Here is an 18,579-nt window from a genome sequence, read left to right on the forward strand (position 1 = left end):
GGTGGATTTTTTTATGCAGACATTGAACAACTTGCTACAATCTAGCAATTTAGGTGTAGCTTCAAGATTATTGGGGAATTACAATAATAACAAGACAACCATTTTATACAATTATTCACTCGATATGTTATTCCCTTTTTCTTTGAAGCTATAACATATTGTTCTAGTCGTCTTACTATGCAAAGGAGGAAGTACCTTGACTCAAATTACTATTAATGGCGTACCGTATGATGCAAAAGAAGGCGCTACAATCCTTGATACCATTAATCAGCATGACATTGCCCATCCTCAAATTTGTCATGTTCCAGCGGTTGATCCTATCGAAACGTGTGATACATGTATTGTGGAGGTAGAGGGCAAGCTAGTGCGCTCCTGCTCAACGAAAATCGTTGACGGCATGGACGTATTACTCAATTCAGAAAAGGCAAAGGCTGCACAAACAGAAGCGATGGATCGCTTACTTGAAAATCACCTGCTCTACTGCACGGTTTGTGATAATAATAATGGCAATTGTACATTACACAACACAGCCGAATTAATGGAAATCGAGCATCAAAAATATCCATACAAGCCAAAAGTTGAGCCGAATGAGGTGGATATGTCACATCCATTTTATCGCTATGACCCTAATCAATGTATTGCCTGTGGGCAATGTGTAGAGGTTTGCCAAAATTTACAGGTAAATGAAACACTGTCTTTAGATTGGGAGGCAGAAAGACCTCGCGTTATTTGGGACACTGGCGTTGCCATTAATGATTCGTCCTGTGTAAGCTGTGGGCAATGCGTAACGGTTTGTCCATGCAATGCCTTAATGGAAAAATCCATGCTTGGAGAGGCTGGCTTTATGACTGGGCTTAAGCAGGATATGCTAGACCCAATGATTCATTTGATTAAAGAAGTTGAGCCAGGCTATAGCGGTATTTTTGCAGTATCTGAAATCGAAGCGGCAATGCGCAGCAAACGTACACGCAAAACGAAAACAGTCTGTACGTTTTGTGGTGTCGGCTGTTCATTTGAAGTATGGACAAAGGATCGCAAAATTTTAAAAGTACAGCCTTCTGAGGGGCCGGTAAACGCGATTTCTACTTGTGTCAAAGGAAAATTTGGCTGGGACTTTGTCAACTCAGAGGAGCGTATTACAAAACCATTAATTCGTAAAAATAATGAGTTTGTAGAGGCTTCATGGGAGGAGGCACTCGATTTAATTGCGACAAAGCTTGGTGGTATTCAGCAGCAATACGGTCCTGGCTCTGTCGGCTTTATCTCTTCCTCCAAAATTACGAATGAGGAAAATTACTTAATTCAAAAAATGGCACGTCAATTATTTGGCACAAATGATGTCGATAATTGCTCTCGTTATTGCCAGTCACCAGCTACAGACGGGCTACTGCGTACAGTTGGTATGGGTGGTGACGCTGGAACCATTAAAGATATTGCTAAGGCTGGGCTTGTGATTATTGTTGGGGCAAATCCTGCGGAAGGTCATCCTGTTTTAGCAACGCGTGTCAAACGTGCCCATAAGCTTCATGGTCAAAAATTAATTGTTGCGGATATTCGTAAGCATGAAATGGCGGAGCGTTCAGATATTTTCATGCGTCCAAAGCAAGGAACTGACCAAGTTTGGCTAATGGCTGTTACTAAATATATAATTGACCAAGGCTGGCATGACGAAGCCTTTATTCAGGAAAATGTAAATTTCTATGATGAATTTAAACAGGTGCTTGAAAAATATACATTAGCATATGCTGAGCAGCAAACAGGCATTGCCCAAGAAACATTGATTCAAGTAGCGGAAATGATTCGTGATGCAGATGGTACATGTGTGCTATGGGGCATGGGTGTCACTCAAAATACAGGTGGCTCATATACATCTGCTGCCATTTCAAACCTGCTGCTCACAACAGGCAACTATCGTCGTCCTGGTGCAGGGGCCTATCCGCTACGCGGTCATAATAATGTCCAAGGTGCATGTGATATGGGTACATTACCAAATCTATTGCCAGGCTATCAACAAGTGACAGATGATGCAGCACGTGCTAAATTTGAAAAAGCCTATGGTGCTAAAATCCCAGCACAGCCAGGTCGTAAAAACGGGCAAATGCTTGATGCAATTATGGAAGGTAAAATGAAGGCAATGTATTTAGTGGGTGAAGATATGGCGCTTGTTGACTGTAATGCCAATCATATAGATGAAGTGCTATCACAGCTAGACTTTTTTGTTGTACAAGATTGCTTCCTATCACGTACAGCACAATATGCAGATGTTATTTTACCTGCTGCGCCATCGCTTGAAAAAGAAGGAACATTTACCAATACAGAACGCCGTGTGCAACGCCTTTATCAAGTTTTACCGACACTTGGTGAATCAAAGGCTGACTGGGAAATCCTTCAGGCAGTGGCACGCCGCTTAGGGGCAGATTGGAATTATAGCCATCCAAGTGAGATTTTTGATGAAATGGCTAGCCTTTCCCCGCTGTTCTCACAAGCAAGCTATGATGTTTTAGAGGGCTGGGGCAGCTTCTGTTGGGGCAGTCATGATGGCACAGATACACCTTTATTATATAAAGACGGCTTTAACTTCCCTGATAAAAAAGCACGCTTTGCTTTAAATGATTGGGTGCAACCTGTTGATTATGAAGCACAGTATGATTGCCACATTAATAATGGTCGTATGCTTGAGCATTTCCATGAAGGCAATCTAACGAATAAATCAACAGGAATTCAAGCAAAAGTACCTGAAATTTTCGTTGAAGTATCACCTGAATTGGCAAAAGAGCGCGGCATCGAGGACGGAGCCCTATTACGCCTAGTATCTCCATATGGCGCATTAAAACTGAATGCTCTTGTGACTGACCGTGTACAAGGAAATGAGCTATTCTTACCTATGAACTCTGTAAACAAGGAGTCAGCGATTAACTTTTTAACAGGTCCAGCAGCAGATATTAATACAGATACACCTGCCTATAAGCAAACAAAAGTACGTGTAGAGGTGTTAAAGCCAAAAGGAAAAACACCACTGCCTCGCACAAATCCGCGCTATAAAAAGCGTCATCCACAAAATGGTGTGGAGGTACAACGAAAATGGAATCGTCCTGGCTACGTTCACTTAACAACCATTCATGAAAGAGAGTGAGAGCATGGCTACACCCATTACAAAAATAAAAAAACAGCAATTAACAGAAGAGCAACTAAAAGAACAAAAATTAGCCAATCTACAGCAACTACTGGCAGAAAATGAAGATGCCGTTAATCAGGTTTTTAGTATTATGACAGAGTTAAATGATATTGGTGCATTAGAGGCAGCGATGAAGCTACTAGAAGCAAAAGAGGAAGTTGCCCATATTGCCCTTGAGCAACTAACGCGCAAGCCCGTGACCAATATGATTAATAATTTAATGGGCGTCGCTGGTGCATTAACTGAGCTAAATCCCGAAACAACCGCAAAGCTTGTTGAAGGGTTAAATGCTGGTGTAGATGAAGCCAATAAAGCTCTTAACAGCGATGACAAAGTGAGCGCCTTTAAGCTGATGAAAATGCTCAATGATCCAGACGTCAATCGTGCCCTTAATTTTGGTGTACACTTCTTAAAGGGACTTGGCAGAGGCTTAAAAGAATAAATGATAACATCCGCGAGTATGCTGATACATACTACGCGGATTTTTCTTACTGATAGCCTGCTTTCTTCAATACTTGCATAAAATAAAAACGGTAGGTATTTTGAACAAATATTTCTAATGGTAGCCCAACATGCAGTTGGTATTTTGTAAAAATAAAATAAAATCGCTTATCCCATTTTAAACGTAATAATGCACCAGCCTCATCACCATATTTGTCTGTAAATTCCTCGATTAAAGGCTCAATCATCTGATAGCAATACGCTTTTAAATTTGCCAGTGCTTCGATATCTTTATCTCTTTGAAAGCGTGTAATCCAGTCTACTAATTGTTCATCGATAATGAGTCACCCCTTTCTGTCACGAAATAGGTCGATTCCAGCGTAAATGATAGGTTGCACGAATGTTTCTTGTATCTTTATCGACGATCAGCAGGTGATCTCCTGTTTGTACAATATAAGCATCATCTACTATACGAACACTAGGCTGCTTCTGATATGAATCCACCATACCTATATTGATGTCCCAAGCAATTTGATGCTTGTTCAAATCATATAGCACTAGCATATGATCTGCGCTTTCACGCTTTGTTTGTTGATAGGAAACAAGCGCTGTTTGTGCTTCTATATCAACATCAATTACTTTTGGGTTTAAATTTTGATAGGCTTGTATAGCAGGCTCCTCTAATAGCATACTACTAAACTTGCGAATTTCTTCATCGTCCGTTAAAGGCTGCTGATGGTTAGCAAAATAGTCAGGTATAGTTGCTTCAATAGAGAAACGTGTTGTCAAATATTGCTCTGCCTGTGGGTCTTCGTTTAAATTTTTACCATCATAGCGATAAAACTTACCATCAACACCCTCCACATATAAGTTATTTTGCACAGCAAGCAACTCATGTGCACCATTGCTTAAAATATCAATAAGTGGTTTATGCTGTTGTCGAAATTCCTTTTCAGATAGTAGCTCTTTTCCTGTTTCAATATCTAAGAGCGATAATTGTCCAAATTCACCATCACGATGATGAACAAGCAAGCCATCCATAAAGTTGCCAACAAGCTTTTCCTTATATGAAGCTGACTTTGTCCACTGCTTTTCGCCTGTTTGCACATCAACTCCAACAATTAAGTAATGCGAAATCATTTGTGTCATGCCACGCACAGTTCCATTATTTTCAAGCCCTCGCACCATTTGAATAGCGATGTCCTGCTCTTCATTCGTATAAATAGCTGATTCTGCTTGAATCGAAAAGCCCCGCCCTGCCAAGCCAAAAATAAGCATTGCAAAATTACTAGCCCCTAACCAGATAAGCATAACAATCAGTATTACCTTCAAACGAGTACGATTGATGATTAGCAGCACTAGCGCTAAAAATCCGATACCAAGTACAATTCCTAGCGTAATATCATGGAAAAACCAACCATTAAAACGCCATGAATACATATAGCGTTGTAGAAATTGCTCCATTGCCCCACCTCCTACTCTCTTAGTATAAAGGATAGTATACGAGCATTCCAAATGCTGACCGTTAGCTAACGTTGCGGTCTCCTGTTATTGGCTATTTTACAAAAGCATAATCTTTAATAATTTGGCAAATTTCCACATTGTATGCCCTATACCATTTATCTTTACCCAATTGTTGCGCTGTTAAATGCTTTGCATGCTCCTTCCATGCTTGAATAGCCTCTAGTGATGACCAATAAGACACCGTAATGCCTTGCCCCTCCTCATTTCTTACACTTTCAACGCGCAAAAATCCGGGCTGCTGCTGTGCTAAGACATCTATTTTTTCAGCCATTTTGTCATAGCCCTCTTCGTCCTGCTCCGTTCTTTGCGATGTAAAAATAACAGCATAATATGTTTTCATTTCATTCTTCTCCTCCATTATCGTATTCCCTATTAAGCAATAAACTTGGCAAACCATGCAACATAATGTGCACCTGGCAGCAATAATAGCTGTGCCACAATCGTTCCTAGCAATCTGGAAAACATCATCATAACAGAAACTCTTTTTAAATCAAGGTAGCTTCCCTTATGATTGATAACATCATCAGCAAGAATGGAAATTTTAGGATCAATAAATACTATTAGAAGAATCGTTGCTATACCATTAATTAACCCAGATGCCATAACAGCTGTGGTTTTCAGTTCTGGTACTAATAAAGCCGCATAGAGCGCAGATAAAACGCCAATGGTATAAATAGCTGTAATGACAATATTGATGATAAATAATTTAATCGGTATATCCCGTAGACGAATGCCTTTTACATAGCTAAAGCTTGGTCTATGAATATGCTTTATACCTCGTCTTATATAGTCAAAAGTAAAGCCCTTTTTCAATAATGCTGGAATGGAGCCTCGCTCCTCAGCTAGATGAATAATTGCTCTTGAAAAAATAGCGACAAAGGTTGGAATCAATAATGTGCCTAGCAGTGTGCCAATGGATGCCGCTCCAATAATTAGTCGAAACTGGTGTTCTACATATGTCAGAGCATGATCAGTAGGCGCTGTATCGACTAAGCTCCCTGTAAATGGCTGCTGCATCATATTCGCCAGCCTTGAAACCATGACCATTACATTAAAAAGAGCTAACGCAGAGGCTAGTAATCTAACACGCGCTCCTGATAAACGTACTGCATAAGCAAGCGTTTCAATTGCATGAATCATTAAAATAAATAAGGCAATCATTATTAATTTGTCTGTTATTAAATCCATATGTTATCCCTGCTCTTTGCTTTCTAACGATTTTTACATTGTGACGCTTGCCCTGCAAAATAGTTCCAATTAAAAAACTTACCCAATAACAAGGGTAAGTTTTTTTACGATTATGAAGCTGCCTTTCTTGACCAAATCACAACAGGAATCAATAATAATGATAAAAGTCCTCCTGCCAAGGACAATGCTGCATAGCTTGAATTCGCTACCACCATACCTGATAGTGCACCACCAGATGCACCTGCCAGCGCAACAAAGACATCCATTTTGCCCTGTGTTTTTGCACGTGTGGAGGGCTCTGTGGCATCAACGATTTGTGCTGTACCACTAATTAAACCAAAATTCCAGCCTAATCCAAGCAAGGACAGTGCGACAATCAGTAAAATCATCGAATCGCTTGGTGCAAATGCAGCCAATAGACCAGCTAATAATAATGTAATACCTGAAGCAATACTCATCGCTGTTCGCCCTATTTTATCTACTAGAATACCTGTTACAAGCGATGGCAAATACATAGCACCGACATGAAAGCCTATAACCACACCTACTTCTGCTAAACCATGCCCATGATGCTTCATATGTACAGGTGTCATGGTCATAATCGCAACCATTACCATTTGCGTTAAAACCATCACTGTTGCTCCCACAGCTAGGCCTCTTTTATTGCTGGATATAGGTAGGGTTTGTGCTTGATGTTCTTGATTTTTTTGCTTATGGGCTTCAATCGCCTTAGCAATTTCTAAAGGATCAGGGCGCAGCATGATAAAAAGCACTAAGCCCGCAACAATAAAAGCTACAGCCGATAATAGAAAAGGCCCTGCCAGCGCTGGAATGCCAATAGATAGTGCCACTTTTCCCATAAGGTCTACAAGATTGGGACCTAAAACAGCACCAAATGTTGTCATCAACATGGTTGTACTAATAGCTGTTGCTCTCTGCTTGCTATTGGCTAAATCTGTACCCGCATAGCGCGCCTGTAAATTGGTTGCCGTACCAGCACCATAGATTAATAGAGCAGCAAATAATAACGGTACATGATTCAATAAAGCTGCCATCACAACGCCAGCTGCCCCTAGCCCGCCGACAACAAAGCCTGTTGATAAGCCTAAGCGACGACCATAACGCTGGGACAGCTTTCCTACAGCAAAGGCTGCTACTGCTGACCCTAATGTAAATAAAGCAGATGGTACACCTGCATAGGCATCTGTGCCCAGCATTTGCTGAGCCAAAAGCGCGCCCACTGTAACCCCTGCTGCAAGCCCTGCTCCACCAAAAATTTGGGATAAACTAACAACAAATAATACACGTTTATATAAGCTTTTTAGTTTTTCTGGTGAATCCATATACAATTCTACCGAAACTTGTGCTTTGTCAAGCATTTGTTCTCCTTCTTTCCGCCATCGTCATATTTTTTATTAGCTATTATTTGTTTTTAGCTATTGCTCCCAATCTCTTACACCTTTCTCTTATCAAAAAACATTCATGCCTCATGCTTATGAGCTACTCACCATTTAGCTATGTCTGAAGTGGAAGCTTCTCGGAGATGATGATGTAATTAGATTCGTCCAGAACCTTTCCATTTCGATTATATTCTACTAACACCCAAAAGAAAAACACAAAATCTGTTGCCTATCGAGATAACACAACATTTTTTGTCTGACAATTTTAAAGCGTTTTTTAGTTAGATATTAAAGCTCCCTAGTAAATAGAAAAGCTATCTCTACAAAATCCTTGTGCGTAGAGATAGCTAATTTTATTATTTCCCCTTACTTATCATCCCTTGCGGTGAAAGAAATGTTTTGAATATTGTTAAGCCTCCAACAACAATACTTAGTAGGAACAATGCTGTTAGGATACTTCCAACAATCCAAACTCCTGGAAATTTCATTATCGTAAGGACTATGAAGCCTGTTATAGCTCCTGCAATAATGGTTATCCCTGTCCATAAAAATACCTCCTTACATAAATGCATCACAATTTTAGCTCTTGTCCAGCCAATAGTATGATACATTTCAAGCTCTGTGCGCCTCGTTTGAAATAAAGCATGTAAACATTCACTTAGCCCTAAAATCGATAAAATAAAAGTCGAGAGTAAAATAGCTAGTTGAAACCATAATGTTGCATCTACAGTAAATTGTCCTAACGAGGATTGTTGGGCATTGATGATCGTAGTTCCAATGCTTGCAGTTTGAATAATTAAAAGTATCGAAGACATATATAAAACGATCATTGTAGGCATAAGAATTTTCCAATAATAAAGAAATGAATATGCTCTTTTATAAGCAATAAGCCTTTTCTTTTCCTGTTTATTGATGGCAAAAACAAAGCTAAGCATTCCTATAAAGATGACAAAAATAATTGTTGCCAGCCAATAGGCACTTGTCTTTAAGGACAGAAATGGCATTAATAGAAGGCTGAGAATATAAGCAACAAATAGTAAAGTATACTGTTCAATATAGTTTCTTTGAATAATCTGTTTACGCTGCCAGCCCATTATACGCAATAACTCATCCTCATTTTTTAGTAGGTTCTTCTCAAATAAGAGCCGTGCTACAAACCAGACAAAGGCAAAAGCAATAAATAATACTGTTGTCATAAAGGTTAAGTGATTCCAATTTTCCTCCAGCTCTTGTGCTACACCTAATGTAGTCCAAGGAGCTACTACCTGTCCAATTCCTTCAACATCTAATGTTTGATTCACAAAAGAAGAGCCAGCTACAATATCCACTTCATAGCCTAATTGAAGTAAGTCGATGGCTACTTTTTCAATTTTTGCTTGTGCCTCATCGTTGTATGCTTGAATGCCTGCCACTCTTATTCTAATCGCATCGATAGGCTTTGGTCCCTTTATCATTTCAGCCGACTCTAGCGATATTAACGCACCTGCAGGCTGTGGAATAAAGCTGCCCGGAATAGTCGTAGGCTTCAATATATGTCCTTGTATCGTTTGAATGCTAGCTGTAGAGTAGATGCCTAAAGGACTTGAGGAAAGTTGATTAGATTCCGTTTTTGTAGGCAAAAATGTGCCTACCTGCTCCAGTAGATAAGGTATCTCCTGGGACTCATATAAGCTTCTTCCCTTGTGCTCTATTTTTTTGTAGGATGGAGGACTTCCCTCTTCAACAATATTGATTTTGAAAACTTCGTCTGAAAGGTCATAGTCTAGCTTTTGGGCGGTAAAGAACACAGGTGTTTCTCCTCTACTTGCCACGAAATTATCCGCTTTTTCAGCTTTCAATTGATCGTTTATTTTCACAGGAGTACCGTCAAATGGTCTTTGAAAAGAAGATAAATCAATTTCACGTTCAATGGCTGTAACGGCTTCTTTTTGATTGAGCTCCGCTATAACTTGTTGCTTAGCGGATTCTTCAGAGGCCATAAGCCAATCCTGCTGTGATAAGCCTAATTTTTGACGATACTCCTCAATGTCAAGCTCCAATACCTCAGCTTTAAGCTTCAACGTTAATGGAACTTGTATATCCTCCCTTTGTATTACTTTTATAATAGGAACATTCCCAAAAGTGCCCTGAATGGCTTGTAGCTCCAACGGATCTATGTCATTTTTTAATTGGGAAAAATTAATATTTGTTAGCTTTTCTTCACTTTCAATATCGATGGCAGCTAGTAAATGGTACGCTGTTGGCAGCATAATTTCCATTGTAGCTCCTGAGGCTGATTCTCCTAAAGTTAAATTTTTTAAGTATTGGACATTGCCAGGCTGAGATTCTTTAAAATAAATAAAGCTTCGAGGAGGGCTTAACATATAATCCTTATAGCCATCTGTTGTATAAAACTCCCATGTAAACCTTGTAGATTGCTCTAGCTGTGGCAGCTCAACGGATAATTGCTTACCCGTGAAATAGCCAATCGAGGCAACAGGTGCTGCTACTTCGATTGCAGGGTTCGCTTTTAAATTTTGCCATTCTTCAATTGAAATTCCACCTTGGCCATCTCCTATATAATTCTCTTCAACGATCCCAGCCTTCTTTTCTACAGCCGTTCTAGAATTCTTAGGACGTACTAACAAATCATAGGACCCTCTTCCATGGTCAGCAATCGAACTTTGAACAGCTAATTTTGTTTCCTTAGTGTTGTCAAGTCCTATAGGTATTAAAAGAAATACAGCCAAAAATGCTAAAATAATTGTGATCGAGGCAAATTTTCTATTTTTTATACGATTCCATGCAAAATGTATCATCGTTTATTTCCCCCGACTTCCTCCAATTGTCCATCGTTTAGTCTATACGTGACATCGCCTCGCCCTGCTACTTCCTCATCATGCGTTACTAATAAAATGGTCAAGCCCTTTTGCTTTAATTGTAAAAATATTTCCAACACCTTATTCCGATTTGCTACATCTAAACTACCTGTTGGCTCATCACAAATTAATACTTTTGGGTTAGCCATTAAGGCACGTGCGATGGCGACCCTTTGCTTTTCTCCACCCGATAAGCCCTCTGGTAATCTATTAAATAAATTTTCTGAAATACCGACTTGCGTTAAGAGAGTTCTTGCCCTACTGTATAGCTCTCTTTTTGGCTTATCATAATACAGAGGAAGTATCACATTATCTAACACAGAATAATGCGGTAGCAGCTTGAAATCCTGAAAAACAAAGCCTATGTGAAATCTTCGGTAATCATTTCTCTCTTTTTCTTTCATATTATATATGCTGATCTTTTCATAAAGAACCTCACCTTCATCAGGGTGCATTAAACCAGCCACGCAATTTAAAAAAGTTGTTTTCCCACTACCAGATGGACCAATAATCGAACACCACTGCCCATCAGGAATCATCAAGGATATATCATTGAATACTCTGAACTTTTCAGAGGAAATAGTGGAATAGGTTTTCTTTAAATGGTTAATCTCTATCATATATTTTCCCCTAACTTGTTTTATTCATAATTCTATAGTTGCTAAAAAAGCAAGTGGATACTATCATGATTATTTCTTCTTTTAAAATATGATTAATATTCTATATTTTCTAGTATAAACCATTTTAATAAATAATAAAAACCAATATTTATTAGAGGTTAATTAAGGAGGGCTCATATTAAGTACACTAATAGCAACATTTATTTGCCAAATTATTTATCACTCTCAGTAGCAATTCTCTGTTGACAGAGCAGGAAACTATGCACATTTAGCTGTACAAATGATAGAAAGTATTAAAATAAAAAACATCGTCTGAATTTATCAAACGATGTCTTTTACTCATTCTATTTCGAATTTATGGACAAGAAACTTTCTTCTACGCTCAATTATTTTTTGACCGATAAAGACAATCATAAACAACAGCCCTACCGTTGTTGCCATCATCCCTGCAATCGATATATCCCAGAGCTTCGCTAAATAATAGCCAATAATAGCTGCCAACGCACCAAACAACATGCTATAGACAAACATCTGCTTAATCGTTTTACTCATTAAATAGGACGTTGCAGCTGGACCGATTAACATGGCAACCACCAAAATAGCGCCTACACTATCAAATGCCGCAACGGTTGTAAAGGAAATCGATGTCATAAAGGCATAATGAAGAAAGACAATCGGCAGACCAATGGACGCGGCATACACAGGATCAAAGGTTGTCAGCTTCATTTCCTTAAAGAACAATACAAGGAATGTCACATTAATCATTAGCACGAATAATAGCATCCAGACCGCTTTCGGCATTGAGATACCAAGCAATGACCATTGATTCCATGGCACAAAGGCAATCTCTCCCATTAAAACATGCTCAACATCTAAATGCACATTCCCCGCAAATAGTGTAATAAGCAGGACACCCGCAGCAAATAACGATGTAAAGACTACCCCAATTGCAGCATCCTCCTGAATACCAGAGGAATGTAATAATTGTACAAGGTAAGCCGTTAAAATACCTGCGAATGCGGCTCCAACAAGCATCCAAAAGCCATTAAGCGTTTGCGTAAGGATATAGGCCATCACAATACCAAATAATACTGTATGGCTAATGGCATCCGCAATCATAGACATTTTCCGCAATATTAAAAAGACACCTGCAATCCCACATGTCATGCCTACTAATAGTCCTGTAACAATTACCCAAAATTCAATCATCCTACATCACCCTGCTTTCGAAACTGTCTTTTTCGATAATATTTACGAATTTGGCCTGTAGGACTAATAAAATAAGAAATAAAAAATATCCCCGCTGCCACCAATACAATAATCGGTCCTGTCGATAAGCCTGTTCTGATCGCGCTAATAAAGGTTCCTGCCATCCCAGCAATCCCGCCAATAGCGGCACTAAGGATTAGCATTGAGCTTAATTTATTGGTCCATAGCCTCGCACTAGCCGTAGGGATAATTAATAGCGCAGACATTAAAATGACACCTACAGCTTGAATACCCGTAACAATCGTCATGACAATTAGCACGGTTAACGTTGCCTTTAAAGCCTCAATCGGTAAACCGATGCCTTTTGCATAAACAGGGTCAAAAATAAGCAGTTTCCATTCTTTATAGAATAGAAGACTTACCACAATAATAATGATTGCACTAATAAACAGCCATAATAAATCTGCCTTTGTTATGGTTGCCGCTTTACCAAAAATAAAGCTATTAAGCCCGCTTTGATTGCCAAGCGGACTACGATTGACAACCGTTAAAAAAACAATACCAATACCAAAGAATACCGTAAGCACCAACCCAATGGCTGCATCTGCTTTTAATTTTGAAAACGATACAATCCATTGTATGCAATAAACGGATAAGGCAGAGGTAATGCCCGCTCCAAGCATTAGAATCGGTAATTCCTTTTGACCTGTTAGCAGGAATGCTAGTGCAATGCCTGGCAATGCTGCATGTGCCGCAGCATCACCAACTAGACTTTGCTTTTGTAAGAAGGAAAAAGTACCTGTGATGCCAGCCGCAATGCCAAGTAACATCGTTCCGCTTAGTACCCATAATAAGTTACCACTTAACATCGTGACCCTCCCTACACATGCTGCATCATAAAAAGCTTGCCACCATAGGTTTTCTGTAGTTGCTCTGGTGTAAAAACATCTTCTGTTGCGCCTGATGCTAAAATTTTTTTATTTAATAAAATTGTATAATCAAAGTATTCTTTGACGGTTTGCAGATCATGATGCACCACAAAAATACTTTTTCCCTGTGTCTTTAAGTCTTTTAAAATATCAATAATCGTTTTTTCTGTTGCCGCATCCACTCCAGCAAATGGCTCATCTAAAAAGTAAATATCGGCATTTTGAGCAAGGGCTCTTGCCAGGAAGACACGCTGCTGCTGCCCTCCTGAAAGCTGTCCAATAGAACGCTCTGCAAAATCCTGCATCCCTACACTTGCTAAAGCCTGCTGAGCAATTAATTTATCCTGCTTGGATGGTCTTTTCAATAAACCCATATGACCATAACGCCCCATGAGGACAATATCGAGTGCATTTGTAGGAAAGCCCCAATCAACGGCATTGCGCTGAGGAACATAGCCAACGACTAAGCTTTTTGGCTCAAATGCCTTCCCTAAAATTTCAACTTTCCCTACTTTATTAGGAAGCTGATTTAAAATCGCCTTTAAAAAGGTTGACTTGCCTGCACCATTTGGCCCAATAATCGCAGCTAAATGCCCTTGTGGTACTTTTACACAAGCATTTTCTAACACAGTTTTTTTATCATATGCCACTGATAAATTTTCCACTGCTAATGCATACATCTTATTCACCTACTTTAGTGCATCAACAATTGTGTCGATATTATGTTGATACATCCCAATATATGTGCCTTCTTCCGTGTCCTCTGCGCCCATTGCATCTGAGAACAGCTCTCCACCGATAACAATATCGTGTCCTTTTTGCTTTGCACCTTCAATGACAGCCTGCATCGCTTTATCGGACACACTTGACTCAACAAAAATCGCCTTAATCTGATTAGCAACTAAGAAATCTACCATTTCCTGCACATCTTTCACACCATACTCTGATTCTGTGCTAAGTCCCTGTAAACCACGTACCTCAAACCCTTGACTTCTACCAAAATAGTTAAAGGCATCATGAGCCGTTACTAAAATACGTTGCTGCTGTGGAATTTCATTGACACGCTCTTTTGCATATGTTTGTAATTCGTCCAATTCCTTTACATACGCTTCTTCATTCTTTTGGAAATCCTCTTTGAATTCTGGATATTCCTCTTGCAACTGCTCACTAATGGTCTTTGTTACTTCTTTCCAAATATCAATATCAAACCAAATATGTGGATCATGTAGCATGGCATCATCGCTAGCAAGTAGCTGTTTTTCATCTACTGTTTCACCGACAGCTAGCACCGTTTTATCCTTTGCCATTTGCTCAAAAATATCGAGCATTTGCCCTTCTAAATGTAAGCCATTATAAAAAATAACTTCCGCTTTATCCAATTTTGATAAGTCACTTTGTGTTGCCTTGTATAAATGTGGGTCTACACCTGAACCCATTAATGCAGATACTTGCAAATGATTGCCACTAATTTCTTGAATAACATCTGCAATTTGTCCCGTCGTTGCGACAACAATGCCTTGCTTCTCCCCCTCTGTGGTCGCTGAGCAGCCAAACAACAGCGAGAGTGATACTACTAATACACCTAATAATTGTTTCATTCCTTTACCTCTTCTTTCTTGTTTTTAGCGATTGCTTAAACATGGAGAGCGGACAACTTTCATGATGCCCGCTAGCATTTTCAACAATGACTTATATTTTATTTTTCCGAATAAACTGTCGCCAACTTATCCAGAAAAGAATAAATATTATTCCTGCCCCTATAGAATCTGTAAGCATCCAAAGTATCGCAAGCATTAGAAAAATCACCATCGGAAGAATCGTCAGCTTGAAATCATCTATTTCTTTCATACACTCACTCTTCTTTCTTTATAGATATTTTGTTTCCCTTAGGAAAAATATATGCTGAAAGTTAAAATAATTCAACCCTTTTATAAAAATTTCTTTTTAAAAATTTTTTTCTAGATAGAAATCCTGCGTTCTATCCGTCACTTTTTACGGGCTATCCATCAATTTGGGGCTTCTATCTGTCATTTTAATCACACTATCCACCAACTACACACCCTGCACAAAAGACAATTGCAGTTTCTATCCATTTCCTGCAAACTATTAATAGAATCAGTAAGAAAGGATGTGGCTTCCAAATGAAAAAACTTCTAAGTATCTTATTTTTTATGCTGCTTGTAGGCAGTGTGAGCAATGTACAGGCTGCGGGCTTTAAAGATGTATCAGTGGATCATTATGCATATGAGGCGATTTTATGGGCAGAGGAGTACGATATTGTGAATGGTTTTACAGATGGCACATTTAAGCCAAATGCAACCATTACAGAGCAGCAATTGGCCAAGCTACTCGCTAATTTTTATGAGCTGGAATCACCAATGGAGGAGCTAAACAAGCAGACACCTGCTGCCATTTGGTCTGATGATGATTATGATCGGCTTGCTAGTTACGGAGTACCATTAAATGGTTATTTTGATAATCGTATTCGAGCGGCTACTGTTAAGCGTGGCGTTGTGGCACAGGCAATTGCCCATCTAGCTAGTGGAAAAAAAGACTTAAATCAATCCATTCAATTTTTACTCGACTATTATATTTCTTCAGGGCAAAATCCGAAGTATGAGGATCGAAATTTACAGAAGTTTTATGGTGTCGCAAATAATATAACGCGTGCACAAGTAGTGACAATGCTCTATCGTATGGATGAACGCAATTTTTATGCCATCTCAGACGATGCACAGGCCATTCATGATAATGCTAACCAACTCGCATTAAATACCCGTGCCAAAAATGCACAAAATCAGCTTGATCCATCTATGCAGCTCACAACACCTAGCCAAAGCGCTTGGGAGGGAATTTATACCTATTACTATAAATGGGGTAAGGGCGCAAATGATTTTAACCGCCGTGATGCTATGATTACTAACGCTACGAATAAGAGCTTTACGATTTCATTAACAGCAAATGATGGGAACGCTTCAGGCAATGTTCAGGGAACGGCTACCGTTACAAGCAGCCATAAAGCGTTAATGAATACATCCACAAATGGCAATCGCTGTGTCATCGAGTTTGAACGTTTATCCAATAATGCGCTAAAAGTAACGGAGATTGATTGCCGTGCAGAGCGCAATGAAGGCACAAATTATTCAGGCACACTAAAAAAACAATAATGATAAAACCGCATGAAATCAGATGGAAAAGCTTTGATTTCATGCGGTCTATTTTATTTTAAGCTTGATAGTGCTTTTTTGCTAGTGCAATAAAATCTTGAAGGGCTGGCTTCATCTGCTTATCTCTATGCCAAGCAATATCTGTATAAATTGGCGCTAACATAAAGGAAAATGGACATTCTATTAATTCGCCATTTTGTAATTCTTTTGCTACAACCATTTTAGGTAAATAGGTGATGCCTAGCCCTGCTATGACGCATTGCTTAATGGCTTCAATACTAGCAAATTCAATTATTTGCTGTGACATAGCTTGCTCCTGCTGTAAATAGGTTTCTAAATGATTTCGATACGAGCAGCCTGCTTCCGTTAACAGCAGCGTTTCCTCGGATAATGCTTGTCTTTTATAGCTAGATGCACATACAAAAACAAGCTGTTCTTCCGTTAAACGCTCCCGCTGTAGCATAGCGGTTTCTTGGTAAGCATCTGTAATAAAAGCAATATCTAATGCACCTGCTTGTAATAATTCCTTGGCAATTTCAGTTGTATGGACAGGCTTAAAAATAATTTTCACCTGTGGATAGGCTTGCTGAAATTGCTGTAAAATACTAGGGAAACGATAGACGCATTGGCTTTCCTGTGCGCCCACCTTTAATACCATTTGCTCCTGCTCATTACGCAGTGCCTTTTTCATCGTATGCTCTAGTGCTATCATTTTTTGAGCATACTGCTGTAGATGCCTGCCTTCCTCTGTTAGTACGATACGTTTGCCTAGTCGTTCGAAAAGCATAGCACCTAGCTCCTGTTCCAATGCTTTGATTTGAGCGGTTATGCTTGATTGAGCATAGTCTAGACGCTGGGCTGTTTGTGTAAAGCTTAGAGTTTTAGCAGCGATTAAAAATGTTTGGAGCTGTTTCATATCCATTGCTTCCACTCCTTTATTCAATTTTTTCGATACATTTCATCAAAACATTCATCTTTATTGATAATAAAATTCAGTTTACACTAGGAGTAACTTAAAAGAAAGAGGCGAATCTATATGAATATTACTGCATTTATTGGCAGCTCCAGAGCACATAGCAATAGCGAGCAATTAACAAATATTGTACTAGAGGGCATTGCCCATAAAAAAATATACGTAAAGGACTTACATATTGAGCCTATCCACGATTTACGCCATGATGCTAATGGCTTTCAATTGATCGAAGATGATTATGACCAAGTAATAGAGGCACTATTAACAAGCGATGTTGTAGTATTTGCTACACCTATCTATTGGTATAGTATGTCTGGTATTATGAAAAATATGGTAGACCGCTTTAGTCAGGCAATTCGTGATGAACGTTTTCCAGAGCTAAAGGAAAAGCTCACAACAACGGAAGCCATCGTTCTTGCTGTTGGTGGCGATCATCCTACCGTCAAAGGTTTACCAATGATTCAGCAATTCCAATATATCTTTGATTTTATTAAAATGCCATTTACATTTTATATTATTGGAGAAGGTAATAAACCAGGTGATATTACTAGCGATAAACAAGCACTGGCACAGGCTGCTATTTTAAATCGCCAACTAAAAGCACGCATTTAATCACCTCCAGCTAAAAACGACCTTCCAGCTTTCGAGCTAGTAGGTCGTTTGTATTACGCTTTATTCGAAAAATTTAGCTCTTGTGGCGGCTCCCCTTTTTTATTCATGAGGCGCATACGAATCGGTTCAATTTTTAACGTTACCATTTCATCCCGATTGCCCACTAATAGGCTTGTGAAAAATTCAGCTACTTTATTTTTTAAACCTTCTTCCTCTACTTCTGTTAGCTTGCCCTCTATTTCCACATACGTATCGCCAAAGCCTCCATTGTCATAGCCATATAAAATATGGACATATGGATTTTTACGCAGCTCTGCCATTTTCTCAGAGTGCTGATTGGTCACAGTGTATAAGACAAAATCCTTATGTTGAAATGTCATATAACGGGAATGTGGTTTGCCATTTTCCACTGTTGCCATTGTGCCTATTTTTTCACGATTTAAAATCGCTAAAATTTCCTCACGTACAGAAGTCATATTCTCT

The 18,579-nt window shown here is 39.2% G+C and carries 18 protein-coding genes; 4 read left to right on the forward strand and 14 right to left on the reverse strand.

Going from position 1 to position 18,579, the window contains the following annotated elements:
• Positions 1 to 196 precede the first annotated feature (196 nt).
• Both fdhF and ACIQVU_RS00975 read left to right on the forward strand, forming a co-directional pair.
• Positions 197 to 3,133 carry a formate dehydrogenase subunit alpha gene (fdhF, locus tag ACIQVU_RS00970; protein ID WP_340806119.1) on the forward strand — a complete coding sequence of 979 codons (2,937 nt, stop codon included), beginning with the start codon at positions 197 to 199 and terminating at the stop codon, positions 3,131 to 3,133.
• 4 nt (positions 3,134 to 3,137) lie between these two features.
• On the forward strand, positions 3,138 to 3,617 hold the full coding sequence (locus ACIQVU_RS00975; RefSeq protein WP_340806121.1) for a helical membrane plugin domain-containing protein: 480 nt from the start codon (positions 3,138 to 3,140) through the stop codon (positions 3,615 to 3,617).
• Positions 3,618 to 3,663: 46 nt separating this feature from the next.
• Here the strand turns inward: ACIQVU_RS00975 and ACIQVU_RS00980 are convergent, their stop codons facing one another.
• From ACIQVU_RS00980 to ACIQVU_RS01035, 12 genes are all read right to left on the reverse strand, one after another.
• A complete protein-coding gene (locus ACIQVU_RS00980; protein ID WP_340806122.1) occupies positions 3,664 to 3,864 on the reverse strand; it encodes a hypothetical protein in 201 nt (66 codons plus the stop codon).
• Positions 3,865 to 3,973: 109 nt separating this feature from the next.
• Positions 3,974 to 5,080 carry a PA2928 family protein gene (locus tag ACIQVU_RS00985; protein WP_340806124.1) on the reverse strand — a complete coding sequence of 369 codons (1,107 nt, stop codon included), beginning with the start codon at positions 5,078 to 5,080 and terminating at the stop codon, positions 3,974 to 3,976.
• 91 nt (positions 5,081 to 5,171) lie between these two features.
• The gene (locus ACIQVU_RS00990; RefSeq protein WP_340806125.1) at positions 5,172 to 5,480 is read right to left on the reverse strand and encodes an antibiotic biosynthesis monooxygenase family protein; all 309 of its coding nucleotides are present in this window, start codon (positions 5,478 to 5,480) and stop codon (positions 5,172 to 5,174) included.
• Positions 5,481 to 5,512: 32 nt separating this feature from the next.
• Complete coding sequence (locus ACIQVU_RS00995) at positions 5,513 to 6,328, reverse strand: lipid II flippase Amj family protein (RefSeq protein ID WP_340806127.1); 816 nt, start codon at positions 6,326 to 6,328, stop codon at positions 5,513 to 5,515.
• 110 nt (positions 6,329 to 6,438) lie between these two features.
• Positions 6,439 to 7,707: an MFS transporter gene (locus ACIQVU_RS01000; RefSeq protein WP_340806129.1), complete on the reverse strand. Its 1,269-nt coding sequence runs from the start codon at positions 7,705 to 7,707 to the stop codon at positions 6,439 to 6,441.
• 377 nt (positions 7,708 to 8,084) lie between these two features.
• Positions 8,085 to 10,526 carry a hypothetical protein gene (locus ACIQVU_RS01005; protein ID WP_402893286.1) on the reverse strand — a complete coding sequence of 814 codons (2,442 nt, stop codon included), beginning with the start codon at positions 10,524 to 10,526 and terminating at the stop codon, positions 8,085 to 8,087.
• Positions 10,523 to 11,206 (reverse strand): ABC transporter ATP-binding protein, encoded by a 684-nt coding sequence (locus tag ACIQVU_RS01010; RefSeq protein WP_340806132.1) that lies wholly within the window; start codon positions 11,204 to 11,206, stop codon positions 10,523 to 10,525. The genes ACIQVU_RS01005 and ACIQVU_RS01010 overlap by 4 nt, the downstream gene beginning before the upstream one ends.
• A 339-nt stretch (positions 11,207 to 11,545) precedes the next feature.
• Positions 11,546 to 12,415 carry a metal ABC transporter permease gene (locus ACIQVU_RS01015; RefSeq protein WP_402893291.1) on the reverse strand — a complete coding sequence of 290 codons (870 nt, stop codon included), beginning with the start codon at positions 12,413 to 12,415 and terminating at the stop codon, positions 11,546 to 11,548.
• Positions 12,412 to 13,284, reverse strand: coding sequence for a metal ABC transporter permease (locus tag ACIQVU_RS01020; RefSeq protein WP_340806135.1), 873 nt, complete (start codon positions 13,282 to 13,284; stop codon positions 12,412 to 12,414). The genes ACIQVU_RS01015 and ACIQVU_RS01020 overlap by 4 nt, the downstream gene beginning before the upstream one ends.
• 11 nt (positions 13,285 to 13,295) lie before the next feature.
• The gene (locus tag ACIQVU_RS01025) at positions 13,296 to 14,024 is read right to left on the reverse strand and encodes a metal ABC transporter ATP-binding protein (protein WP_340808578.1); all 729 of its coding nucleotides are present in this window, start codon (positions 14,022 to 14,024) and stop codon (positions 13,296 to 13,298) included.
• 9 nt (positions 14,025 to 14,033) lie between these two features.
• Positions 14,034 to 14,942, reverse strand: a complete 909-nt coding sequence (locus ACIQVU_RS01030; protein ID WP_402893295.1) for a metal ABC transporter solute-binding protein, Zn/Mn family — start codon at positions 14,940 to 14,942, stop codon at positions 14,034 to 14,036.
• 91 nt (positions 14,943 to 15,033) lie between these two features.
• Positions 15,034 to 15,192: a hypothetical protein gene (locus tag ACIQVU_RS01035; RefSeq protein WP_402893298.1), complete on the reverse strand. Its 159-nt coding sequence runs from the start codon at positions 15,190 to 15,192 to the stop codon at positions 15,034 to 15,036.
• Positions 15,193 to 15,485: 293 nt separating this feature from the next.
• Between ACIQVU_RS01035 and ACIQVU_RS01040 the strand changes: the two genes are divergently transcribed.
• Positions 15,486 to 16,511: an S-layer homology domain-containing protein gene (locus ACIQVU_RS01040; RefSeq protein WP_340806137.1), complete on the forward strand. Its 1,026-nt coding sequence runs from the start codon at positions 15,486 to 15,488 to the stop codon at positions 16,509 to 16,511.
• A 58-nt stretch (positions 16,512 to 16,569) separates the two neighbouring features.
• Here ACIQVU_RS01040 and ACIQVU_RS01045 read toward each other — a convergent pair whose 3' ends face one another.
• Positions 16,570 to 17,433: a LysR family transcriptional regulator gene (locus ACIQVU_RS01045; protein WP_340806138.1), complete on the reverse strand. Its 864-nt coding sequence runs from the start codon at positions 17,431 to 17,433 to the stop codon at positions 16,570 to 16,572.
• A gap of 114 nt (positions 17,434 to 17,547) precedes the next feature.
• Between ACIQVU_RS01045 and ACIQVU_RS01050 the strand changes: the two genes are divergently transcribed.
• Positions 17,548 to 18,096: a flavodoxin family protein gene (locus tag ACIQVU_RS01050; RefSeq protein ID WP_402893301.1), complete on the forward strand. Its 549-nt coding sequence runs from the start codon at positions 17,548 to 17,550 to the stop codon at positions 18,094 to 18,096.
• Between the two features lie 53 nt (positions 18,097 to 18,149).
• On the opposite strand, the gene ACIQVU_RS01055 is transcribed toward ACIQVU_RS01050, so the two are convergent.
• Positions 18,150 to 18,572 carry a pyridoxamine 5'-phosphate oxidase family protein gene (locus ACIQVU_RS01055; RefSeq protein WP_340806141.1) on the reverse strand — a complete coding sequence of 141 codons (423 nt, stop codon included), beginning with the start codon at positions 18,570 to 18,572 and terminating at the stop codon, positions 18,150 to 18,152.
• Positions 18,573 to 18,579: the final 7 nt, after the last annotated feature.

Origin of the sequence: Lysinibacillus sp. NPDC098008 (assembly GCF_044760715.1) — a bacterium.
GTDB lineage: Bacteria > Bacillota > Bacilli > Bacillales_A > Planococcaceae > Lysinibacillus.